The sequence below is a fragment of the Catalinimonas alkaloidigena genome, assembly GCF_029504655.1.
GTDB classification, from domain to species: domain Bacteria; phylum Bacteroidota; class Bacteroidia; order Cytophagales; family Cyclobacteriaceae; genus Catalinimonas; species Catalinimonas alkaloidigena.
Genome location: NZ_JAQFIL010000001.1, coordinates 879,151 through 903,991, shown reverse-complemented (window position 1 = coordinate 903,991; position 24,841 = coordinate 879,151). Strand labels below are relative to the sequence as shown.

Annotated in this window: 19 protein-coding genes; 9 read left to right on the top strand and 10 right to left on the bottom strand. The window is 41.6% G+C overall.

Annotated elements, in window-relative coordinates; all coding sequences use genetic code 11:
• Positions 1-108 precede the first annotated feature (108 nt).
• The gene (locus OKW21_RS03735; protein WP_277477430.1) at positions 109-540 is read right to left on the bottom strand and encodes an FKBP-type peptidyl-prolyl cis-trans isomerase; all 432 of its coding nucleotides are present in this window, start codon (positions 538-540) and stop codon (positions 109-111) included.
• Positions 541-884: 344 nt separating this feature from the next.
• On the opposite strand from OKW21_RS03735, the gene OKW21_RS03730 reads away from it, so the two are divergent.
• From OKW21_RS03730 to OKW21_RS03720, 3 genes are read left to right on the top strand one after another with little or no spacing between them, the layout of a single operon-like run.
• Positions 885-3,272, top strand: coding sequence for a TonB-dependent receptor (locus OKW21_RS03730; protein ID WP_277477428.1), 2,388 nt, complete (start codon positions 885-887; stop codon positions 3,270-3,272).
• A gap of 2 nt (positions 3,273-3,274) precedes the next feature.
• On the top strand, positions 3,275-4,135 hold the full coding sequence (locus tag OKW21_RS03725) for a DUF4249 family protein (RefSeq protein ID WP_277477427.1): 861 nt from the start codon (positions 3,275-3,277) through the stop codon (positions 4,133-4,135).
• A 57-nt stretch (positions 4,136-4,192) separates the two neighbouring features.
• A complete protein-coding gene (locus OKW21_RS03720) occupies positions 4,193-6,115 on the top strand; it encodes a RecQ family ATP-dependent DNA helicase (RefSeq protein WP_277477425.1) in 1,923 nt (640 codons plus the stop codon).
• Between the two features lie 7 nt (positions 6,116-6,122).
• Here OKW21_RS03720 and OKW21_RS03715 read toward each other — a convergent pair whose 3' ends face one another.
• The 3 genes from OKW21_RS03715 to OKW21_RS03705 form a co-directional block, all read right to left on the bottom strand.
• Entirely contained in the window at positions 6,123-6,386 is a 264-nt protein-coding gene (locus OKW21_RS03715) for a hypothetical protein (RefSeq protein WP_277477423.1), read from the bottom strand.
• 229 nt (positions 6,387-6,615) lie between these two features.
• A complete protein-coding gene (locus tag OKW21_RS03710) occupies positions 6,616-8,091 on the bottom strand; it encodes a sodium/proline symporter (RefSeq protein ID WP_277477421.1) in 1,476 nt (491 codons plus the stop codon).
• A gap of 7 nt (positions 8,092-8,098) precedes the next feature.
• The gene (locus tag OKW21_RS03705; protein WP_277477419.1) at positions 8,099-9,613 is read right to left on the bottom strand and encodes a serine hydrolase; all 1,515 of its coding nucleotides are present in this window, start codon (positions 9,611-9,613) and stop codon (positions 8,099-8,101) included.
• A gap of 277 nt (positions 9,614-9,890) precedes the next feature.
• On the opposite strand from OKW21_RS03705, the gene OKW21_RS03700 reads away from it, so the two are divergent.
• Positions 9,891-11,099 (top strand): aspartyl protease family protein, encoded by a 1,209-nt coding sequence (locus OKW21_RS03700; RefSeq protein WP_277477418.1) that lies wholly within the window; start codon positions 9,891-9,893, stop codon positions 11,097-11,099.
• Positions 11,100-11,108: 9 nt separating this feature from the next.
• On the opposite strand, the gene OKW21_RS03695 is transcribed toward OKW21_RS03700, so the two are convergent.
• Both OKW21_RS03695 and ettA read right to left on the bottom strand, forming a co-directional pair.
• Entirely contained in the window at positions 11,109-12,152 is a 1,044-nt protein-coding gene (locus tag OKW21_RS03695) for a transglutaminase domain-containing protein (RefSeq protein ID WP_277477416.1), read from the bottom strand.
• 112 nt (positions 12,153-12,264) lie between these two features.
• Positions 12,265-13,944, bottom strand: coding sequence for an energy-dependent translational throttle protein EttA (gene ettA, locus OKW21_RS03690; RefSeq protein WP_277477414.1), 1,680 nt, complete (start codon positions 13,942-13,944; stop codon positions 12,265-12,267).
• A 209-nt stretch (positions 13,945-14,153) separates the two neighbouring features.
• On the opposite strand from ettA, the gene OKW21_RS03685 reads away from it, so the two are divergent.
• Entirely contained in the window at positions 14,154-15,551 is a 1,398-nt protein-coding gene (locus OKW21_RS03685) for a DUF349 domain-containing protein (RefSeq protein ID WP_277477412.1), read from the top strand.
• Between the two features lie 202 nt (positions 15,552-15,753).
• The gene (locus OKW21_RS03680; RefSeq protein WP_090257868.1) at positions 15,754-15,975 is read left to right on the top strand and encodes a DUF2795 domain-containing protein; all 222 of its coding nucleotides are present in this window, start codon (positions 15,754-15,756) and stop codon (positions 15,973-15,975) included.
• A 43-nt stretch (positions 15,976-16,018) separates the two neighbouring features.
• Here the strand turns inward: OKW21_RS03680 and OKW21_RS03675 are convergent, their stop codons facing one another.
• Positions 16,019-16,696 carry a 2-C-methyl-D-erythritol 4-phosphate cytidylyltransferase gene (locus OKW21_RS03675; RefSeq protein WP_277477402.1) on the bottom strand — a complete coding sequence of 226 codons (678 nt, stop codon included), beginning with the start codon at positions 16,694-16,696 and terminating at the stop codon, positions 16,019-16,021.
• Positions 16,697-16,711: 15 nt separating this feature from the next.
• Entirely contained in the window at positions 16,712-17,758 is a 1,047-nt protein-coding gene (queA, locus tag OKW21_RS03670) for a tRNA preQ1(34) S-adenosylmethionine ribosyltransferase-isomerase QueA (RefSeq protein WP_277477399.1), read from the bottom strand.
• A gap of 157 nt (positions 17,759-17,915) precedes the next feature.
• Between queA and OKW21_RS03665 the strand changes: the two genes are divergently transcribed.
• Positions 17,916-19,163, top strand: coding sequence for an ABC transporter permease (locus tag OKW21_RS03665; protein ID WP_277477397.1), 1,248 nt, complete (start codon positions 17,916-17,918; stop codon positions 19,161-19,163).
• A gap of 3 nt (positions 19,164-19,166) precedes the next feature.
• On the opposite strand, the gene OKW21_RS03660 is transcribed toward OKW21_RS03665, so the two are convergent.
• The gene (locus OKW21_RS03660; RefSeq protein WP_277477395.1) at positions 19,167-20,456 is read right to left on the bottom strand and encodes a cation:proton antiporter; all 1,290 of its coding nucleotides are present in this window, start codon (positions 20,454-20,456) and stop codon (positions 19,167-19,169) included.
• Between the two features lie 58 nt (positions 20,457-20,514).
• Entirely contained in the window at positions 20,515-21,354 is an 840-nt protein-coding gene (locus OKW21_RS03655; RefSeq protein ID WP_277477393.1) for a universal stress protein, read from the bottom strand.
• Positions 21,355-21,719: 365 nt separating this feature from the next.
• On the opposite strand from OKW21_RS03655, the gene glpK reads away from it, so the two are divergent.
• Positions 21,720-23,210, top strand: a complete 1,491-nt coding sequence (glpK, locus tag OKW21_RS03650; RefSeq protein WP_277477391.1) for a glycerol kinase GlpK — start codon at positions 21,720-21,722, stop codon at positions 23,208-23,210.
• A 54-nt stretch (positions 23,211-23,264) separates the two neighbouring features.
• The gene (locus tag OKW21_RS03645) at positions 23,265-24,824 is read left to right on the top strand and encodes a glycerol-3-phosphate dehydrogenase/oxidase (RefSeq protein WP_277477389.1); all 1,560 of its coding nucleotides are present in this window, start codon (positions 23,265-23,267) and stop codon (positions 24,822-24,824) included.
• The last annotated feature ends 17 nt before the right edge of the window (positions 24,825-24,841 follow it).

Sequence of the window (24,841 nt, the reverse complement as noted above, 5' to 3'; positions counted from 1 at the left end):
GAAAAACATCTATGTTTGGCATTTGTTCAATGTTTCCCAATTTTTTTTTAAAAAAAGAGGCCTGTACACAATGTACAGGCCTCAGAATTCTAAAAAATAAATTATTATTTATTTAATCTCTAAAAGCTCGATCTCAAATACCAGGTCTTTGCCTGCAAGAGGATGGTTAGCATCCAGCGTAATGCTTTCTTCTGAAACTTTTGAAATTGTAACCGGAATAGATTGTCCATCTTTTTGCTGAACAGCAAGACGCTGCCCTACTTCAGGAGTAATGTTTTCAGGAACATCCTTTTTAGGAACTTCCAGAATCATATCATCCCGTACTTCTCCGTAAGCTTCAGCCACTGGAATATCAGCCACCGTAGAATCGCCTACTTGCATCCCATCAACGGCTTTCTCAAAACCAGCAATCATATTTCCCTGGCCCAGAGTAAACTCTAATGGTTCATTGCGTTGCAGGGAAGAGTCAAAAACGGTACCGTCTTTGAGCTTCCCGGTATAATGTACTTTTACTGTGTTTCCATTCTTAGCAACAGTCATAAAAAATAATATTTATATAAAATTACATGCTAAAATCAGGCATTTTGCCCGAATAAAATATCTCGCAAATATACGAAAATTAAGCCCCTCATTGAAATTGAGCGGTAGCAACTTTGTTAAATACAATTTTAGACACAACTATTGATTGATATATTACAATTCAGTCATTCCCAATAGCAAGATAAGTTCATAATTCTCCACGGGTAGTCGGTTTTGGTGTAGAAAGTTTCCAAATTTTTTCATGAAAATCACACCCCTTAGCCTGCAATAGCGTTGTTACCTAAAGTAAGATAGGATAGTCATATTTTTGCAGACATATACCTTAGCATCTGAACTCAAATTACATGAAGCAGTTTTTCTGTTTAACCCTCTTAGCCTTATTCTCCCATCAACTTTATGCACAAAATCAATATACCATAAGCGGATATATCAAAGATATCAGTAATGGAGAAGCTTTGATAGGGGCTACTGTTTCAGTCAGTGAAAAACCAGCTACCGGCACTATTACCAACGTATATGGTTTCTATTCACTTACCCTGCCGCAGGGTAGCCACACCATTGATTACTCCTATTTAGGCTATGAAACCCAAAGCTTTTCACTTTCCCTCCAGGCAGATACCTCCCTTACCGTTGAGTTAAGTGATGAAGAAATGGAGCTACAGGAAGTAATTATCTCGGCTACGCGTCCGGAAGATAACTTTCGGGATGTAAAAATGAGCAGAGAGGAACTTCAGATAGAAAAAATAAAATCCTTACCGGCACTGTTTGGGGAGGTAGACGTCTTGCGAACCGTTCAACTCCTCCCAGGTGTGCAGTCAGCGGGAGAGGGCACTACTGGTTTATTTGTCAGAGGAGGCTCTGCTGACCAAAACCTGGTACTGCTTGACGAAGCAACAGTATTCAACCCTTCTCACTTTTTAGGCTTCTTTTCAGTATTCAATCCTGATGCCATCAAAAATCTAGAAATCTACAAAGGGGGAATTCCCGCACGATTTGGAGGGCGTCTCTCCTCCATACTGGACATACAGATGAAAGAGGGGAATAATAAAAAATACAGCCTGTCCGGGGGCATAGGTTCCATTTCCAGCCGCCTGACTGTTGAAGGACCTATCGTAAAGGATCAGTCTTCATTTATTCTTTCCGGTAGAAGAACCTATGCAGACCTTTTTCTTAAGCTCTCCAATGATGAAGACATACGGAACAATACGCTTTATTTCTATGATTTTAACGCCAAAGCCAATTATCAATTTAATGATAAGCATAAGCTTTTCGTATCTGGTTATTTTGGGCGTGACCGCTTTGGCATTGCTGATGAATTTGGGCTAAACTGGGGAAATGCTACAGCAACTGCCCGTTGGAATTATCTGATTTCTGATCAGCTTTTCTTAAACACTACTTTTGTCTACAGCAATTTTGATTATGGATTTGAAATTGACACAGAAGCTGTTGAGTTTACCTGGACGTCAAGGCTCCGGGAAATGAGTACCAAAATGGATTTCAACTTTTTCCCTAACCCTAAAAACTCTATTGATTTTGGCTATCAGGTACAGCTTCATAAATTTGGCTCGCCCAGCATAACGCCTTCCGGTGATACCAACTTTGCCCCGCTCATCCTTGATGACAAATTCGCGCTGGAACAGGCTTTCTATATGGGCAACCAACAGCAGATCAGCGAGCGTGTCTCTATGGAGTATGGTCTAAGGTATTCACTCTTTCAGCAGATCGGCCCCGGTAAAGTATTTATGTACGAAGAGGGTCTTCCTTACGCTGACGAAACGATTGTGGATACTGAGGCGTATTCTACCGGGAAAAATATCAAGCTTTATCATGGGCTGGAGCCACGTTTTTCAGCTCGCTACCTCATCACCAGCAATAGTTCGGTAAAAGCTTCATACAACCGCATGCGCCAGTACTTACAGGTAGCGTCCAATGCTACAGCTGGTTTACCCATTGACCGTTGGATACCTGCCGATACTTATGTTCAGCCATTGATCGGAGATCAGGTGGCCGCCGGTTACTTCCGTAATTTTGCGAACAATACCCTGGAAGCCTCGATAGAGTTTTATTACAAGTGGATGCAAAATGTAATTGATTTCAAGTCTGGCTCTGACATTCTACTTAATAATAACATTGAAACAGAAATTTCAGCGGGAAGAGGCTGGGCCTACGGTGCGGAGTTTCTACTAAAAAAGAATGTAGGGAAAACCACCGGCTGGCTAAGTTATACCTTATCCAGAACTCGCCGGCAAATAGATGGCATCAATAACGGAAAAGCATATAATGCTCGCTATGACCGTATCCATGACCTTTCGCTGGTGGTATCACATCAGTTCAACAAAAGGCTTACACTGGCAGGAACCTGGGTGTACTCTACCGGGCTGGCAGTTTCGTTACCTTCGGGCAGGTACACACTGGATGGTCAGTCCGTGCCATTTTATGATCCTTATGGACGCAATGCCTACCGTATGCCTGATTTTCACAGGTTAGACCTATCCTTAGTATTGGAGGGCAGACAAAAAGAGGAAAAACGCTGGAACAGCAGTTGGAGTTTCTCAGTCTATAATGCCTATGCTCAAAAAAACCCCTTTGTCATTACCTTTGAGGATCTCTATAACGAAGACCCTAATTTTGATCTGGATGGGGACGAAGCCGTAGAAAGCGTGCGTCCGGCAGCAATCAAAACATATCTGTTCAGCATTATTCCATCCATTACTTATAATTTCAAGTTTTAAGTATGAAAAATCGTTTAGCATACCTTATAATTCTATTGATAAGTTTGGGAGCCTGCCAGGAAGTCATTGATTATGAGTTACCTGTAAACGAGGCACAGTTGGTCATTGAAGGAAACCTTACTTATTGGGCTGACGCCCCCGAAAGGAATGAGGTAAGCGTTACTGTTTCTCAGTCAGGTAACTATTATGATCAGGATGTATTTAAGCCAGTAAATGATGCCAGTGTCCAAATTGATGATTTGACTAATGGTATTACCTATGATTTGTTTTCTATAGAAGACCAGAAAGGTGTATACCAAAATTTAACGATTCCTTTAGCCCTGGAAGACACTTATCGCTTAAGGGTAAGCTACAATGGCAATGAATACGAGTCTACTGGTACCATCTTACCTGTTGCTGAATTAGATTCTTTTTCATATCGCTACCGTGAAGAGACAGCATTTTTGGAGGAGGGCTACTATTTTTTCTTTAGTGGAAGAACACCCAAAGAAAGGGGTATTAACTATTATAGGTTTAAAATCTACGAAGATGACTCTCTCTACAATGAAAGAGGAGACTATCTGATCCAAAGCGATGAGTTTCTCCGTGCTGAGATAGATACCTTACAACTTGCAAATTATGCTTTTGAAGTAGGCGACTCAGTGCGTATAGAGATGTATAGCCTGGAAAAAAAAATATTCCGATACTACAACGAGTTGCTGGAACTTCTATTCAACGACGGGGGCTTGTTTAGCTCTCCTCCCAGCAACCCTACCACAAATATTGTTAACAAAACTAATCCTGACCAGCCACCGTTAGGGTTCTTTCAGGTCTCCTCTGCCTTGGGAGGAGGAGCGACCATTGAGGAAGAGGAAGAAAATTAAGGTTTGAAATCAATTCACATTTAGTTACTTTTTGCCTGACTAAAACATTGATTTTCCATGTCCGCAAGAGCAATTCTGAAACAGTATTGGGGCTATGATCACTTCCGTCCGATGCAGGAAGAAATCATTGAGAGTGTGCTCTCAGGGCATGATACGCTTGCCTTACTCCCTACCGGCGGCGGAAAAAGCATTTGTTTTCAGGTACCTGCCCTCATGCGGGAAGGTGTGTGTATAGTCATTTCTCCACTTATTGCCTTGATGAAAGATCAGGTTGAGCAGCTCCGACGGAGAAAAATTTCGGCGGTAGCCATCTATTCCGGGATGAGCAGGCGCGAGATTGATCTGCATCTTGATAACTGTGTATATGGCAATATCAAATTTTTATATGTATCACCGGAACGCCTGAAAACTGATATCTTTATTGAGCGGGCAAAACGTATGCATATCGGACTTATTGCCGTAGACGAAGCCCACTGCATTTCGCAGTGGGGCTACGATTTTCGTCCGCCATATCTTGAGATCGCCGATTTTAGAGCGCTTTTCCCTGATATCAATTTAATTGCCCTTACTGCTACTGCTACACGAGAAGTAAAGCAGGATATACAGAACAAACTTTCATTTAAGCATGCTAAACTTTTTCAAAAGAGTTTTGCGAGGGCTAATTTATCATATGCGGTAAGGCAGGTTGAAAACAAAGAACAAAAGTTACTGGAAATACTACGTAAAGTTCCTGGAACGGCAGTCATATATGTGCGTAGCCGCAAGCGTACCCAGACCATAGCTCAGTGGCTCCAAAGGCACAAAATTAGTAGTGACTTCTACCATGCTGGTCTTAGAAATGATGAGCGTGCAAGAAAACAGGAAGAGTGGATAGCAAATAAAACCAGAGTCATTGTAGCCACCAATGCTTTCGGCATGGGAATAGATAAACCTGACGTGCGAGTAGTGGTACATGTAGACTTACCTGACAACCTTGAAGCATATTATCAGGAAGCAGGACGTGCTGGCAGAGATGAAAAGAAAGCCTACGCGATCATTTTGTATGATCAGAATGATGTTCAAAGATTAGAGCGAAGAATAGAAGACTCTCACCCTGATCTGACTCATATAAAAAAAGTGTATCAAAGCCTTGCCAACTACTATCATATTGCGGTCGGTAGCAGCAATATGGCCAGCTATGATTTTGACCTCACTGACTTCATTAAAACTTACAGGCTGCATAGTGCACCGTCCTATTATGCTCTGCAACGACTGGAAGAACATGGACTCATACAGCTTAATGAAGCTTACTTTACACCGTCCAAACTTCATATCTTAATAGACCACACTGAGATGTATAAGTTTCAGGTAGCTAATGGCAAATTTGACCCACTGACAAAAGCACTTCAAAGGCTATACGGTGGAGAGTTGTACGCCAATTATGTAAGTATCTCAGAAAAAGAACTGGCACGCCAGTTAAAAATTCCTGCCGTAGAGATCCGAAGCCAACTCAATGCTATGGCAGATATGGATGTGGTAATGTATCAGGAACAGAAAGACAAACCGCAGTTAACTTTTATGACGCCCCGCTATGATAGCAATCACATACCGATTACCAGCAAAGCCATTGAGCAAAAAAAGTCAATTTATAAAGATAAAGTAAATGCTGTGATTCACTATACTGAACACCAGCATCGTTGCAGAACGCAATTACTACTTGAATACTTTGATGAAATCAGTTACGATGCCTGTGGTATATGTGATATATGCGTTGAAAAGAAAAACCTCCGCTCTCATCCACGTGAGGAGCTAAGTCAAGCCCAATATAAAGAGCTGAATACTTTGGTTAGAAAGTACCTTAGCAACACCCCAACCGCTTCTGAAAAGCTGCTCTCTGACCTACAACCTGATAATGAACAACAGCTGTTGGAAACAATTCGCCTTATGCTTGACTACGGAGAGTTGTATTATGATGAGCAAGGTAGATTAGCAGTTGATTAACTCAGGCTTAGTCTACCTTGGGTTTAAATACATCATTAATATCAATCAGTTCCAGATAAGGCTTGAGACACTTGGTGGTAGTAAAAGGGATGATATTTGAGACTTTGCTCTTACGCGTGTCAAACCATATTTCTGCATAAAACTTACCGGTAAAGTATAAAAATACTTTTCTTCCGGCAAAGTAACGGCTACATAGTAAAACTCCATTTCCAAGGATGAATTGGGTCCTTTCTTCTAGAGATAGTCTGTGAAACGAATACAAATTATCCATATGATTATATATATTACTTTTTTTATGCAAAATAGCACATATGTATGAAAATATCTAGCTTAGGTACTTTTTTTTAAGACCAAAATCTAAAAGTTTATAATAATCGCAATAAATAATGCTATTTTTTCAACTTTCCATACTAAAAACGAATTATTTAAAAACAAAATGCAATAAAGCATATAGAGGCTGTTTGATATAAAATCAAAGAAATTTAAATTTTATGAGTTTATTACTTACTGGCTGTTAGTTTACTAACAACAATTCCTAAGAAGATAGAAGTGATGAAAGAAGGAAAGAGCTCAGCCATATTCTGAAAGTAAATACCGTATTCAGGCAATGCGGGAAGAGCAAATTTGAAAAGTGGTACACACAAAAAGCCACTTATCATAGAAGCAATGGCCCCTTTTTCATTAAAAGATTTCCAGAATAATGAAAGGATCATTACCGGACAAAAAGTAGCAGCTATGCCCGACCACCCAAAAATTACAAACCAGAAAATTGTTCTGTTGGGCGAGATTAAGGCTACCACCATGGCTAGTAACAGCGCGAAGAAGGATAAAGCCAGCGTAACTTTCTTGGAAAATAATGAAAGCTGTGAATCTTGCAGGTCTGGATGAAATATTTTTTGATAGAAATCACGTGAAATTGCGCTGGAGGCCAATACTAATAGTGAATCAATGGTTGACATAATAGCCGCTAATATTGCAGCAATATACAATCCACTGATAATATTGGGCATTAAGACTTCCACCAATAAGATAAGAACACTCTGTCCACCATTTCCTAAAACCATTACAGGATCATCAGCGGGAGAAGTGAGATAGTATCGGCCTAATATGCCAATTGTAACTGCTGATACATTCATAAATAGCGTAAGCGTAACAGATACCCACTTGCCAATATCAATTTCAGCAGTATCTTTAATTGACATATACCTGACAAATAGCTGCGGGGAACCCAAATAGCCTAAGCCAATCATCAGAAAGCCAATAATCTTGCTAATGCTTTCAGCAGTAAAGCCTTCACTTCCCCAAATATTCAATAAAGCTGGATCAATGCTCCTGAGACTCGGAGCTATTTCTGCTATATCTTCTGTAAAGAAAAAATAAGCCGGAATGATAAGCAGCCCAATAAGCATGATAGTGCCCTGAAAAACATCTGACCAGGCTACTGCTACGAAGCCTCCAAAAGACATATATGCTACTACAATCAGAAACCCAAAAACTGCTCCTAAAAAGTAATTCCAGCCCAAAAATGTTTCAAAAGCGGTACCGGTAGCGTCTATCTGGGCGCTCACGTATATCATTACGAAAAGAGAAAGCGCAGTAGCAGCTATCCCTCTTAGCCAGTGCGTGGTAGCTTTAAAGCGGCTTTCCAGATAGTCTGGTATGGTAATGCTATCATACTTATCCGTAAGCCGTTTAAAAGGTTTTGCCATGAAGAACCAGGAGATAATCTCTCCCAATAAAGTCCCCAGTGCTACCCAGTATGCATATATACCAAAAATAGCCCCCATGCCAGTAAGGCCTAAAAGCACCCAGGCTGATGCTCCGGTAGCGCGAGTGGAGAATGCTACTACCCAAAACCCAAGCTTCTTCCCACCTACGTAGTAGTCTTTTATGTTTTTTACCTTGCCCGCAGCGAAAACGCCTATACCGAACAACGCTAAAAAATAAATGAACAATACGAAGTATTTGGCTGTCATCCTTAAGTTATTGGCTTAGGCTGGAAAGGGCTCTCTGGGAAGCATTGAAAGCATTGATTTCCTTATCCGTCTTTTTGGGATTTACCTGTATAGATTTTTTGTAGAAATAAGAGGCATCTTCATATTTTTTTTCATAATAATACACATCTCCTAGTGTATTATAAGTACGCCATCCGGGATTAACTTTAGCGTTTAATTTGAAAAATTCTACTGCTGCTGACCTCATGTCAGAGGCTAGCAAATCCTGCCCCACTAACCTAAGGTCATCTTCAGTATCATTATATTCATAGGGAAATGACTCAATCAATTCATAATATTTCAGAATGGCTTCTCTGACACTCTGCTCTCTGGCTACCTTTAACAGTGAAGTACGGAGTGAACGTTTTGATGCTTCATAAGGCAAACCGTAAAGTACATTTTTTACTTCCTGAGCGATCTCATTCATGCGGGCAGTACTTACATTTCCAGTGTTGCTCAACATTACTACCAGGTGTTCGTCATCCGGAAAGCGGGCAATGAAAGAACTGTATCCGGAAATATGTCCACTATGAAAAACCAGTTTTGTCTCTTTATTATTTCCGATAGGAATAGAAGCTACTCCCATACCATAGCCATAGGAATTACGATAAGGAGGAATCCATGAGTCACCCGGATCGCTATAGGGTGTCATCATTTGCCGGATACCTTTTTTAGAAAGCAGCTTGTGTGTATATAAAGCTCTGTCCCACAAGTAAAGGTCTTCCACCGTAGCATACATATTACCAGCTCCCTGTAGATTACCCATATGCATAGGACGTGCGTTCTCATAAGTTTCCAATTCTCTTATATAACCGTAGGCTCGCTTATCAATAAGTTGCCCTCGCTCATCTACACCGGAAGCGGTCATGTTTGCAGGTATGAGAATTTTTTCCTGTAGAAGATGATTAAAAGGTAAACCACTTACCTTTTCTAAAATCACACTCAACAGAAAATAACCAGTGTTGTTATAACTATACTTCGTGCCCGGCATGAACTCCAGATCACCACTGCAAAATTTCTGAACCAACTGCTCTTTACTATAGCGATTGACCAAAGAATCTGACCAGACGTAAGGAATACTGGTATAGTTAGGAATACCGGAGCGATGTGTCAACAGATGATGGATTGTAACCTGTTCGCCAATATCAGAACGATATTCAGGATAGTATGCAGAAATGCTACTGTCAGGATGAATTTTACCTTCTTCGTACAACTGCATGACCAGCATTGCAGTAAATTGCTTACTGATGGAGGCAATGTCAAACCGGCTATCCACCTGGTTAGGGATGTTCCATTCACGATTTGCTAAGCCAAAAGCATTTTTATAGATTACTTCGCCTTTTTCAGCCACCAATACTGCCCCCTCAAAGCCTTCAAATTCGTGATATTTGCTAAAAATTTTACTAATAGCATCACGTTTATCCAGGGACTGACTTTCAGCACAGAGTGAGAGATACAACAAAGGGAGTAAAAAGAAGATTAATTTATTGAATATGCTTTTCATAAAACATTCCTGCGGCTTAGTGATTTAAAGAACTATAAAGTTAAAAATAAATCACGAATTCCATCATTTAAAAACTTTGTCAAGAATGGCTTCTCACATCTATTCATTTAGATTCTCGGCCGAAAGTATTGACAAATACCCTCTTCACCGAACATGTGTAGGAGAGAGGGTTTTATTTCACAGTTTTAATAGGTATATTTTAAGTTGATTGATCGTACTGGTATCAAGATTGTTATAGTTAGTTTACTTTGTTTTTTTAATCAAACCACAGTGTAATTTGTCAGTAATAAGAATCACTCAAGCCAGATTATACTTTCTGTTATTATTATTTTTGGGCGGGCTGTTTTCTGGCTCACACGTTCTTGCCAAAGGCACATTGGCTTCCGTCCCTTTCGAGTTATATGCTGAGCATATTTTTATTCAACTTCAGGTAAACGAATCTGATCCACTTCACTTCATTTTTGATACAGGAGCTGCATCTACCGTCATCAGCCAGCAAAAAGCGGAGCGCATAAAACTTGCAAGTGATGGCCTTACTTCAGTAAAGACTGCCAAGGGACCATCGCTTATCTATTACTCTAAACGTAATCAGGTCAACATCGGCGGGCTATCCATCGATGATGTACGTATCTCTCATCTCTCATTGTCTCATCTGGACAGGGTGCTAGAGAAAAATGTAGACGGTATTATTGGTCATGACCTGCTCAACCAATATGTAATTATCGTGAATTACGATGATTTTGCGCTGGACTTTTATGACCCTGATGACTTTCAGCCTCCCAAAAATTTTACAGCGCATAAAGTAGAGTTATTATCGGGAAGACCTTATATCCAGGCTGCGCTTACCCTTGCCAATGGTGAAACCCTTGAGGGTCGTTTGCAAATTGATAATGGTTCGGGTTCTTCCATCACCGTGTATTCACCTTTTGTAGATGAATACAAGTTATCTTCTAAGGTAGGCCGTACGGAGTTGGTGTATACCATGAGTTTTACCGGGCTGATTGACAAAAATTATGCGGGCAGACTTGAAGGGCTGGATGTAGGAAATTACCGCCTTACCAATATTCCTATACGGCTTAACCGATCAAGGTATCGTAAAAGAGCTTTCAAAGATGGTGTGGGACACATCGGTAATGGACTGCTTAAGCGATTTAACATCGCATTTGACTACAAAAATGGTATCACGTATTGGTATCCTAATGAGTCTTTCGTTGAAGAGTTCAAAGACGCCTACTCGGGCTTAGTAGTCAAATCTGACCAGAAGGAAGACCGAATATTTGTAAAGCATGTTTTTGACAACTCACCTGCATCTGTGGCTGGTTTGGCAGAAGATGATGAGATCGTGATGATCGATAATATTAAAACAGAAGGCCGCTCTTCTTTTGAAGTGAACGGCCTTCTGAACCAATCGGCTCGTAATATTGAAATTGTCATTAAGAGAAACAACGAAATCAAAAGGTTAAACCTCCAACCTAAGACCCTATAATTTTATCATCTAGCCTTTTAGGGCTGCCTTCATAGCCTTGAGGTTAGATTCGCTGTTTTTGATATTTTTGCTGACAAAGTCCTTTTCTACATCAGCGCTTCCATCTTTTACTTTGTGCAATAAATCATGAGCTTTCTTGAGATACTGTAACGCGTCTTCCTGAGTATTTATGGCATGCTCAATTTCTTCTCTTGACCTTAGCTCTCTCTTAATTGTACTCATAATGTGATGGGCATAGTCCATATAGCCTCGGGCCATCACTACATGATTTTCCGGATTAAACACATAAGCTGCCTCAGCTAATTTAATCGTACGCTCAGCATCCTCTAACTTATATATTGTCGCAATCTGCTGCTTAAAGTCTGAGCAGTTTTTCCCGGCTGCAATTTCTTGAGCTACAGCTTCATCTCCTTTGGAGAAAGCTTTGAGACTTACCGGACAGTCCAGCAATTGCCACATAGGATACAAAGGCATATGATCTTTGATGAACACTTTGGGGTCAGCAAGGAAATACTGTTCATTGAAGTGCGCTACATACTGCATTTTATCGTTTAGTCCACCAGCTCCCCAGGTAGCATCAAGTAAGTACCACTTTCCATCCAGATACACCGCATTCCAGGCATGGTCAGCAGTGCTGAAGTCGGTACGGTTACGATTACCAAAGCCTTTACTGTAGCCAGGCACCATTCTACTGCTGATACCTACCTCATCACAGAGGGCAGTGAACAAATCAGCATAGCCCTGACATACTGCTTTTTTTTTCTTCAGCACATCTTCAGCCGTAACATTCAATGAAGTTCCCGGACGGTAACGACGAAATAAATCAACATCGTAAGTGATATTTTCTGCCATCCATACAAAAAAGCTCCGTACTTTTTGAAAGTCATTCTTAGCCGGCTTTGATAAATATTGTGCCAGGTCTTCTACATTCCGCGCATACTTGGCAGGCGTATTTCTGGCATGTTCATCTATTTTGCTAAACTCAGACGGAGGGTTTGCCATGCTGTACTGAAAAAACAACAGCAGCCAGCTTAATAATGTCAACTTTCTCATATCACCTTTTTCTTTCAAAGGTCATGGATTAGCTGCTATTTTCTAACCCACAACCTATAGTTTTCTTACACAGGTTTGCAAAGTTAACGTTGTAAGGTGCGGATTAATTTCCTTAGGCTATCTTCTTGTATTTGATGCGCTTAGGTTCGGTATCTCCCAGTCTTTTCTTACGGTTTTCTTCATACTCCGTGAAGTTACCTTCAAACCAATATACCTGTGAGTCGCCTTCAAAAGCCAAGATATGGGTAGCTACTCTGTCCAGAAACCAGCGGTCGTGAGAAATAATCACTGCACAACCCGCAAAATTTTCCAATGCTTCTTCCAGGGCACGCAGTGTGTTAACATCCAGGTCGTTGGTAGGCTCATCCAGTAAGAGTAAATTGGCTCCTTTTTTTAGCATCATCGCCAGATGTACCCGGTTACGTTCACCACCCGACAGCTTACCCACTTTCTTTTCCTGATCGGCACCACTAAAATTAAATTTACTCACATAAGCGCGTGAATTAACCTGTCTTCCTCCCAGTTCAATGAGCTCATTGCCACCTGAAATCGTTTCCCACACACTTTTATCGGGAGCCAGCTGATCATGCTCCTGATCTACATAAGCCAACTCTACCGTTGGTCCCAGGTCTAACTCGCCCTGATCAGGGCTGTCCTTACCGGTGATTAAATTAAACAGCGTGGTTTTTCCAGCTCCATTAGGGCCGATGACACCCACTATACCAGCCTGAGGAAGGTTAAAGGATAAATCTTCATACAGCAGCTTTTCTCCGAATGCTTTAGAAACATGTTCTGCTTCCAGTACTTTGCTGCCTAAGCGTGGTCCCGGTGGAATAAATAATTCCAATTTAGATTCTCCCTCTTTCGCTTCTTCATTATATAACTTATCGTAAGCACTGAGACGTGCCTTAGCTTTTGCCTGTCTGCCTTTGGGGGTCATGCGCACCCATTCCAGTTCACGTTGTAAGGTCTTTTGCCTTTTAGACTCGGATTTTTCTTCCTCAGATAACCTTTTCTGCTTCTGCTCCAGCCAACTGGAATAGTTGCCCTTCCAGGGAATGCCTTCTCCCCTATCCAACTCCAGTATCCATCCGGCTACATTATCTAAAAAGTAGCGATCGTGCGTAACAGCAATTACTGTTCCTCTGTACTGCTGCAGATGTTGTTCAAGCCAAAGGACAGATTCAGCATCCAGGTGGTTGGTAGGCTCGTCCAGCAACAAAACATCGGGCTCCTGTAGAAGTAGACGGCATAGTGCGACCCTCCTTTTTTCACCTCCCGAGAGCTTGCTGACTTTAGCCTCAGATGGAGGAGTACGTAGTGCATCCATTGCCCTCTCCAGTCTACTATCCAGCTCCCAGGCATTTACTCTGTCCAGCTCTTCCTGTATTTTTGCCTGTTTATCAATCAGCTTCTGCATACCATCAGGATCTTCCATTACAGCAGGGTCAGCGAAAGCCTCATTCACTTTTTCAAATTCTTTAAGCAAATCCACTACCTCTTGTACCCCTTCTTCTACTACTTCTTTTACTGTTTTTTCGGGATCAAGCTTGGGTTCCTGTTCCAGCATACCTACTGAGTAACCGGGAGAGAAGACTACTTCTCCCTGATAATTCTTTTCAGTTCCTGCGATAATTCTAAGTAAAGTAGATTTACCCGCACCATTCAGTCCGAGCACGCCGATCTTGGCTCCGTAATAAAAAGATAAATATATGTTCTTTAACACCTGTTTTTGGGGCGGGTAAATTTTACTTACACCCGACATAGAAAAAATTATTTTTTCATTACTCATTGTTGGTAGAATTTTATAGTGTTGTACAATACAAGATGTACTAAAAAAATATCTTGCAGATTATTATGAATAAAGAATAACAAATTAATTATAAATTCAACATATTTTTGCGCGTAGCACAAAATTTAATTATCATCGTAAAGGGTAAAGTATGCATTTACCAAGCGCCTTTTACCGCTAATAATCAATCTTAAACTAACATTAGAAAAGTGGAGTCAAAGAATCCCTACGGTTTTATCAAAGACGGTAAAATCTATCGTAATGCTTTTCTTGAATATCCCGAAAGAGAAATCGGAGAGGTCAGAGAAAGTGAAGAATCGACCATAAAATACTTTGAAGACCGCTTTGCCATGGCGGAAACCAAAGTACATAACCTTAGCAAGGCTATTGAAGAGTCTGATAATAAGGGATCATATCTGATGAAGTTGGTACATATGCGTGAACAGCTTGCGAATTTTGACGCACTGGGCGATTACGTAGTTTTGTACGAAAAACTTGATGAGCTAGAGGAAATGCTGAGAGAAATCATCTCTCAAAACAGAGTAAAGAACCTTGAAATCAAACAAGCTTTAATCGCTGAAGCTGAAGTATATGAAAACAGTACTGACTGGCAGGAAGCGGCTGATCAGCTCAAAGAAATCAAAAATAAATGGATACGTACCGGAGCTGTTGATAAAGAGCATGAGGAGGAAATAGAAGGGCGCTTTACGGAAGTTTTAGATAATTTCTTCCAACGTCGCAATCAATTTTTCGAAGATCGCAAAAAAATGATTGGCGATCGCATTCAGAAATATTATGATATCATCTATGAGCTGAGACGGTTGATGCGTGAAGATGACCGGCAGGCAGCGAAAGAACGTGTAAAAGAATTGCAGTCAAATTGGCGCGATATAGGTAAGATTCCTCCAAAACTATATGGCAAGCTCTTTAAAGACTTTAGATATCTAAGCGGTAAATTTTTCAAACCCCAAAGCCGTTACTCTTCCGGGGGAAGTGGTGGATATCGTTCCTCCCAGGGAAGTGGAGGCGGTTTTCGACCTCGCCAGGGTAGTAGTGGGTATCGCTCTTCCGAAGGCAGAAGCTATTCTCCTCGCAAAAGACCTGACTTCCAGCAGAACTCTGAATACAATGTAAGTGAAATGCTGGAACGTAAAAAAGAGCTGCTTTCTCAAGCCAACCAACTTGCTGAAAAAGACAGCGAAGATGTCGTGGAAGATGTAAAAAGGCTTAGGTTTTTATGGAAAAGAACCGGAAAACTTCCCCGTGATGTAGGTGGCAGCATTACTTCTGACTTTATCCGAGCCTGTGATATGGCAAGTGAAAAAAGTTTTCTTAACCGCTTGGTACGATCTAAAAACCCAGATTATAATCATTCTGACCCTCAGGAAAAAATTAACCAAAAAATAAATCTTTTAAGTAACCTAATCGTAAGAGACGAAAAAGAACTTGATCTGTACAAAGAAAACATAGACAAGTTCTCGAGCAGTAGCAGTTACAATAATATGGATAGAGAGGTCCAGATCAAGCTCAAATCTCAGCAAAGAAAAGTGGCTGTAAAGAAAGCTTTGATGGAAGAGTTAATAAATGACTTAAAATCTCAAAAATAATCATCCTGTTATTTGTTGTTTTGAACTTTTTTTTATTGCATGTTATTAATCACGTAATTATTCACGCTGTGAAAACACAGAGTCTCTGAAATGGTAAGGAATTTGTTTTCCTAAGAATGATTTTTGAGATTTCACTTGCAATATTACTTTATTACATTTTATTGTTTGAATCAATTAGTTAGAAAAGAAAAAGATTAGGATCATGTACTGGACATTAGAATTAGCTTCTTACCTTGAGGATGCCCCCTGGCCCGCAACTAAGGATGAACTTATAGATTTCTCCATCCGTTCGGGAGCTCCTTTAGAGGTAGTAGAAAACTTGCAGGAACTTGAGGATGATGGTCAGCCTTACGAAAATATTGAAGAAATTTGGCCTGACTACCCCACTAAAGAAGATTTCTTCTTTAATGAAGATGAATACTAACAGATTAGTATTTAATAGGAGTAGAAGATAAACTGCATAAATACTATAAGGGCAGGGAGCTCCACAGTGCCTCTGCCACTTTTAAATCTTCCTGGGTTGTTATCTTAATATTGGTGTAATCCCCCTGTATCAGATTTATTTTGGCACCTCTGGCTTCCAAAACACTTGCATCATCAGTCTTTATCTCGTCGCTTAATGAATAATAGGCTTCTTTGATTAAAGAAAGCCTAAATGTTTGAGGCGTTTGAATAAGACAGTATTCACTACGGTCAATAGCCCGATTCTCATCACCCTTATGCCACCGGATAGAATCTTTGAGTGGTACTGAGGCTATCGCGTTCCCTTGTAATGCTGCTTCCACGTATGAGTTCCTGATTATTTCAGATGACACCAAGGGCCTGACACCATCATGTATGGCTACAAGTCCCTCTTCAGCGTCAATTGCGTACAAGCCATTCTTTACAGAATCAGTTCTGTTTTTTCCTCCGCTCACTACCTGATGCTTCACTTGAAAGTTAAATTTGTCACAGAGTTGCTGCCATCTCTTTTTTTCCTGTTCGGGAAGGACGAGAATAATACTGATTTGCTGATTATAGTTGTGAAAAGCATCAATTGTATGCATCAAAATGGGCTTATCGTGAAGCATGATAAACTGCTTAGGCGTAGATAAGCCCATTCTGCTGCCACTTCCTCCTGCTACAATTACAGCAAATTTTTGCACGGGAAAGAAAAATTTTTAGATGATTAGCATAACATCACCGTAAGAGAAAAACTTGTATTTTTCTTTCACAGCTGTTTCATAGGCGTGCATAACCAGCTCATAACCACCGAATGCACAAGCCATCATCAACAAAGTAGACTGGGGAAGATGGAAATTAGTCAACAGCGCATTACAAATCTTAAACTCATAAGGAGGGAAGATAAATTTATCTGTCCAGCCATTATTAGCTTTCAGGCGACCATTTGCAGAGACTGAAGATTCCAATGCTCTCATGGAAGTTGTTCCGATTGAACAGACTCTTCGCTTATGATCCAAAGACTCATTAACCAACTTTTCTGTAATCTTACCAATCTCAAAGTTCTCAGAATCCATTTTGTGCTTGGTAAGGTCTTCCACATCCACCGAGCGGAATGTGCCTAAACCTACGTGCAAGGTGATAGGAGGCATATGCACGCCTTTGATCTCCATCCTTTTCATCACTTGCTGGGTAAAATGGAGGCCAGCAGTAGGGGCAGCAACCGCACCCACATTTTTGGCATAAATGGTCTGGAACCGCTCGCGATCTTCTGCTTCTACCTTTCTTTTGATGTATTTAGGCAGCGGAGTCTCCCCCAGGGAATCAATGATCTTGTAAAACTCCTCATTTTCCCCTTCATAGAGGAAACGGATCGTTCTACCACGAGAAGTGGTATTATCAATTACCTCGGCTACCAGTTCTCCCTCGCCAAAATAGAGTTTGTTACCTACTCTGATTTTACGAGCAGGGTCTACCAGCACATCCCATAGATGCATTTCCTGATTAAGCTCTCTTAGCAAAAAAACTTCAATCTGAGCACCGGTTTTTTCTTTGTTGCCATATAATCTGGCAGGAAAAACTTTAGTATCATTGATTACTAAAACATCCCCTTCGTCAAAGTAATCTACAATGTCTTTGAAAACCTTGTGCTCAATTTCACCCGTATCACGATGAACTACCATCATGCGTGCTTCGTCTCTCACTTCTGCAGGATACTGTGCAATAAGTTCTGAAGGAAGTTCAAACTTAAATGCCGATAATTTCATAAGATGTAATCAGAATTAATTAGCTTGCTATTATATTAAGGAATATGTCTGCCAAGACAGATGTGCCTGTAAAGCAAATCGCAAAGTTACACATTTGTTTTGAAATCGTCACATATTCATATTTAAATTCACCAATTAGCTGGCAGATAGGGTTAACATGATCTTTATCAAATTAGTTGCTGAGAGCCTGGTTTTTGCGTGGCAAGCCTTAAAAGCCAATGTTTTGCGCACCATACTTTCCCTTTTGGGAGTCACGGTTGGTATTTTTGCGATCATTACAGTATTTACGGTTGTTGATTCTCTGGAGCGCAGTATCCGTGACAGTCTGTCTTTTTTAGGTGATCAGGTAATCCGGATAGAAAAATGGCCCTGGATATTTGAAGATAACTACCCCTGGTGGAAATACTACAAAAGACCTCAGCCTACCCTTACTGAATTTGATTTTTTGCAGGAAAATATCACACTAGCCTCCAGCCTCACCATTTTTGCCGAAAGAGGAAATGCGCTGCTTCAGCACGAAAGCAGCAGTATGAATGATGTGCAACTGATTGGTGTTTCTTTTGAATACAATCAGGTATATGATGCCCCCCTGTCTTATGGACGCTACTTCTCTCCTCGTGAAGTGGATCTGGCCAGAAACGTTGCCCTGATTGGCAATGAAATAGCCCAGACCCTGTTTCCTTATTCTAATCCTTTGGGCAAAGAAGTAAAAATACAAGGCCTCAAGTTCGTAATAATCGGCATATTTGAGGAGCAGGGCGAAAATTTTATTGAAACACCCAGCCTGGATGCCACCTGCCTTATTCCTTACAATAGCTTTTTGAAACTGTACGCCAGTGGCAGCAGGTTTGGAATTGGTTCCACTATCGGGATTCGGGGGTATGAGGAAGATGAAGGGCTGAAAGAGCTGGAAAACGAAGTGATTGGCCTGATGCGTAGCCGGCGCGGACTTCGCCCGCTGGAAGAAGATGACTTTGCGATCAACCGTCCCGAAGCCTTCGCGGAAGTGGTAAGTAATATCTTTGATGTGATAGGTATCGCCGGATGGATTATCGGTAGTTTTTCTATTCTTGTCGGGGGTTTTGGTATCGCCAATATTATGTTTGTTTCAGTGAAAGAGCGCACAAATATCATTGGTATACAAAAAGCGCTGGGAGCAAAAAACCATTTTATTCTCTTTCAGTTTCTATTTGAGTCAGTATTCTTAAGCCTATTCGGCGGATTGGCAGGTTTATTTCTTGTTTACCTGGTCACCTTCATACCCATTGGTTCGCTGGTCTTAATTTTGACACCTAAAAACATCATATTAGGCCTTACTGTATCAAGCTTGGTAGGAGTAATTTCGGGTTTGATACCTGCCCTGCTTGCTTCACGCATGGACCCGGTAGAAGCCATACGAAACTAAATATTATTTAGGATTTGGAGAGCGCTCAGCGCTTGCCTTACTCATGGCATCCGTTCTTTCCTGCCACTGCAAACAATATTTCATCAGAGGGGCTGAGGTGACAATAGTTAAAATTACCATCACTAATATCGCCACAAATATCTCGTCACTGATCAGGCCTGCTTCCAGCGCAATTGCTCCCAGTATCACTTCCAGGGTCCCATGGGTATTCATGCCAAAACCAACGGCTAAAGCCTGAGGACGTTCCAGCCCACCACTTCTTGCGCCGAAATAGGCGCCGCTTACTTTTCCTACAAAAGCCAGTACAATCAATACCACTACCAGAGGAAGGTTAAAGCTACTTACAAAGTTGATGTGCAAGCCAATGGATACAAAGAACAAAGGGGCAAAAATGCTATTAATAAAATGGTGTAAAATCTCTTTGGCTCTTTCAGTAAGGTGCTGAGAGTCCCCCACTGCAACACCAATGATAAATGCCCCAAAAATTGCATGAATGCCAATAAACTCTGTGAAAGCAGCGGCCAAGAGGCAGAAGGCCATAGCTATGGAAAGAACGCCTCCCGGCCAGGACATTTTTTTGTTAATCCAGGGCAGACCTTTGTTGATCAACCCTTTACCTAATGTCAACATACCCAGTGTAAAACCGATCGTTAACAAAATCGTCTGCCAGACTGCCATACCAGCGCTATTACCCATCATACTTAAGATCACGGTAAAGATTAACCAGCCCAAGAGATCGTTGATCATCGCCGAAGCAATAATCAGCATGCCCATGCCCGATTTAAAAAGTGATAAATCCATTAAGATGCGAGCGATTACGGGTAAAGCAGTAATGGCCATCGTTGTACCTATAAAGAGCGCAAACACTAACCTCTGCTCACTGTCGCTGCTCAAACTAAAAAAATCAGGAAAATAATAGGTGACCAGAAAGCCAATAATAAAAGGTACGGTCAGAGCAAACAAACTGGTAAGTAAAGCCTGCTTTCCCTGCTGCCATACAATATGTAATTCAACTTCCATACCGGCGATAAATAGCAGCAATATAACTGACATTTGTATAAAGCCGTCCAGTGCGATAGAGGTAGGGCCACTTGAAGGAAAAAGCCACTGGAAAGCCTCAGGCGAAATAGCCCCCAAAATGGTAGGTCCCAGAATGATGCCTGCGATAATCTCCCCTACTACAGCAGGCTGCTTGAAGACTCGGAATAACTCAGCCATAAGCCTTCCAACTCCTAACATCAGGCTTAGCTGTATGAGCAGACTGACTACTTCAGCATGGTTAAGTTTTTCCATAAGGTTTTATGCAGCGATCCCTTTCTAAAGATAATAGAAAAAAATAAATACAAGCTAATTAGAGATTCTGAACTACAAGTAGGTTAGAAGGAAGGTCAGCCAGTAAATATTCCATGTCGTGAGGAAAAATTCGGTCTATCAGATTCAGTTTATGCCTGGGGGCGCTCAGTATTAGAAGATCAGATTTTACTTTACGAGAGAACTTGGCAATTTCAAATTCTGGTTTTCCAGCAAAAACTTTTACGTGAACATTGATTTCACCTGTATCCAGTTTTTTGAGTAACTTATTGACGTTCTGTATTTCTTCTTCAACGATTTTTCTCTTGGCAAGCCCGTATTGATTTTCATTTCCCTCTTCTCCTGCCACTGCCATTGCCAATCCCAGCATACGTACCTCTCGCAAAATATGAATCTGAAGTGCATGTTCCATTTTACCCAGTGCTACACCCTTAGAGAGAGTGGCAAATAAAGATTGCTTTTCTCCTCCATTGATCACGATTTTGCGAAATGGCTGCGGTTTGTGTGAAGGGTGAATCAGCACCAGAACAGAACACTCTGCCTTCCTCAGTATGGTACGAGCTACAGAACCTATGTAATAGCGGAATATATTTTCCTTTTTCATGGCTCCTGCTACCAGCAGATCTACCTTTTCCTTATGACAAACTTTAAGAATTTGCTTGGCAGGTTCACCTTTTTGCCAGACTACTTTTACTTTATCTTTTTCAAAACCGATTTCGTCCAGCTTCTCTTGTAGCAGCTGTTCTTTGTCATCGGTCTTATTGCCTACGTGAATAATTACTAAATATGCATTGAAAAGCTCCTGAAAACGCCTGGACTCATGCAGGATAGCTTCATAACGAGGGGAAAATGCTAACGCAATAGCGAGTTTTTTAAACATTTTAAAAGCTGAAGAAGCGATAAAATCTGATACAATATAGAAGAAATATACCCAAATCCTTTGCTAATCCAGATGAATAGAAAGAATTATTTTTAATCCACAAAGTTGATTTAATGATTTTGAAAGATCATTTTGGTAAAAAACGGCAAACTTATTTTTACTTTATTCAAACGCTTAAGTTTCACCTTTATTCTCATGAATAAACTAAAAAGAACACCCTTTTTCTGATGGAATTAAGAGATTTTTAGTATCATGGGTAGCAATAGTAAAAATATTTTTTGAGTCATAAAAAAGCCATGTTTCTAAGCCGACAAATTCAATACTTTACTGAAAAGAGACTTCGGTTTTTTTATAACAACTAACCTATGGAAAAATACATGCTTGCCCTTGACCAGGGGACTACCAGCTCGCGCGCTATCATTTTTGACCACCAGGGCTCAATGGTTGCCGTAGCCCAAAAAGAATTTAAGCAATATTATCCCAAGCCGGGCTGGATAGAACATGATGCCAACGAAATCTGGGAAACGCAGCTTGAGGTAGCCAAGCAGGCGATCAAGAAAGCTCATCTTAAGCCAAAACAGATTGCAGGCATTGGTATCACTAACCAACGAGAAACTACAATCATCTGGGATAAAAAGAGTGGAGAACCCATTCATAAAGCGATTGTCTGGCAAGACAGACGTACCTCCAAGTACTGTGACCAGCTCAAAGAGGAAGGCTTTGAAGAAACCATCCGAAACAAGACCGGGCTGATCTCCGACGCCTACTTCAGTGGAACCAAGGTCAAGTGGATTTTAGACAATGTGCAGGATGCCAGAAAAAAAGCAGAACAGGGTGAGCTTGCTTTTGGCACTGTGGATAGTTTTCTAATATGGAAACTTACAGGTGGCCATCTTCATATTACTGATGTGACCAATGCCAGCCGTACTTTGTTGTATGATATTCATAAGCTGTGGTGGAGTACGACGATTACCAAAAAATTTGACGTACCCATGGCCATGCTCCCGCAGGTAGTGCCCAGCAGCCAGGAATATGGTGAAACAGCCCCTGAGCTATTTGGCGAACCGATTCCTATCGGAGGTATTGCCGGAGACCAGCAGGCAGCCCTTTTCGGGCAAATGTGTACTCAGCCCGGTATGATTAAGAACACCTACGGAACAGGTAGCTTTGTAGTGCTGAATACTGGCAACAAACCCATACTGTCCAAAAATAAACTTCTCACTACGATTGCCTGGCAGCTTGAAGGAAAAACTACCTACGCGCTGGAGGGCAGTATATTCATCGCGGGAGCTATTGTGCAGTGGCTTAGAGATGGCTTAGGCATTATCAAGTCTTCCGATGAAATAGAAGCACTCGCAAAAACCGTAGAAGATAATGGAGGTGTATACCTGGTCCCTGCACTTACCGGGCTGGGGGCTCCCCACTGGGATCAGTATGCCAGGGGAGCAATCTTAGGGCTCACCCGTGGTACTACCGATGGACATATCGCTCGTGCAGCCCTGGAAAGTATTGCTTATCAGGCCATGGACGTACTCAGGGCCATGCGGGCAGACGCCGATATTGAATTCAAAGAATTAAGAGTAGATGGCGGAGCAACCGCAAATAATACGCTGATGCAGTTTCAGGCAGATCTACTGCAAATTCCGGTTGTCCGACCTAAAGTAATGGAAACGACTGCGCTGGGAGCAGCCTATCTGGCAGGACTCGCAGTAGGCTATTGGAATAGTTTAGAAGAAATTCAGGATCAATGGCAAATGGACCGTACTTTTGAGCCGGATAAAAATTTTGACTCTAAAGAATTAGGTAAGCAATGGGACAAGGCCGTTGGTAGGTCTAAATCCTGGATTGAGGAGTAAACATTTTTCTCCCCACACTTTTATAACTGCTAACACTAATCTAAACCCTACGAGATGGATAGAGATATTATGATTAACACCATAACCGAGCATGATACGGTTTGGGATGTTATCGTGATTGGCGGAGGTGCTACCGGACTCGGTACAGCATTGGAATCTGCCTCCCGTGGATATACCACTTTACTTCTGGAACAGGCAGACTTTGCCAAGGGCACTTCCAGCCGCAGCACCAAACTGGCTCACGGAGGCGTCCGTTATCTCCAGCAGGGTGACGTTTCTCTGGTTGTGGAAGCGCTGCATGAGCGCGGCCTGATGATGAAAAACGCTCCCCACCTGGTACGAAACCAGGCTTTCGTCATCCCTACCTACGACTGGTGGGGAGGTCCATTCTATACCGTAGGCATGAAAGTATACGATGTGCTGGCGGGTAAGCTTGGCCTGGGTCCTTCCAAAAGCCTCACCAAGGAGGAAACCCTTGAACTTCTACCTACAGTAGAGCCGGAAGGACTTCGCGGAGGAGTAATCTACTATGACGGACAGTTTGATGATGCCCGCTTGGCGATTAACCTGGCTCAGACCTGTGCTGACGCAGGTGGTACTCTGGTAAACTACATGAAGGTAAAAGGTTTACTCAAAAGCAGCGATATGGTAAGTGGAGTAATCGCTGAGGATATGGAAACCGGAAAAGAGTATCAGATACAATCCAGGGTGGTGGTTAACGCCACTGGTGTTTTTGTGGATGGTGTAATCAAAATGGATAATCCGAAGGCTAAAGATATTGTCCGCCCCAGCCAGGGAGTGCATATCGTACTGGATAAAGATTTCTTACCCGGAGACTCAGCGATTATGGTACCCAAGACTGAAGATGGGCGGGTACTTTTCGTGGTACCCTGGAACAACAAGGCCATTGTCGGCACGACCGACACCCCGGTAGAAAGCCCTTCACTGGAACCTAAAGCCTTGGAAGAAGAAGTTGATTTTATTCTTGAGCATGCGGCCAAATACTTGACAAAAGACCCTACCCGGGAAGATGTACAAAGTGTATTTGCAGGCCTTCGTCCGCTGGTAAGCACCGACGATGGCAAAAGTACGGCTCAGATTTCACGCAGTCATTCACTTATCGTATCTATAAGCGGTCTGGTAACTATTACGGGAGGGAAATGGACAACCTATCGTAAGATGGGTGAGGATACCATTGATAAAGCTTCCCTGATCGCAGGCTTAGAAGAAAGACAGACCAAGACCAAGGATTTGCGTATTCACGGGTGGCTGAAAAACGTGAACAAAGAAGACCCTCTGTTTTTTTATGGCTCAGATATTATTGCCATTCGCAAACTGATCAACAAAGAACCAGCCTTAGGAGAGCAAATTCATAAAGATCTCCCTGTTGTCAAGGCGCAGGTCGTATGGGCAGCTCAGCATGAAATGGCACGTACCGTGGAAGATTTCCTTTCAAGAAGAACCCGTTCTTTGCTTCTTAATGCCCGGGCAAGCATGGAAATGGCTCCGGAAGTCGCTAAACTGATGGCTCGTGAATTAGGAAAGGATAAGCAGTGGGAAGATCAACAAGTAGAAGCATATACCAAACTAGCTGAAGGATATATACTAAAATAAGTTATACACAACCTCAT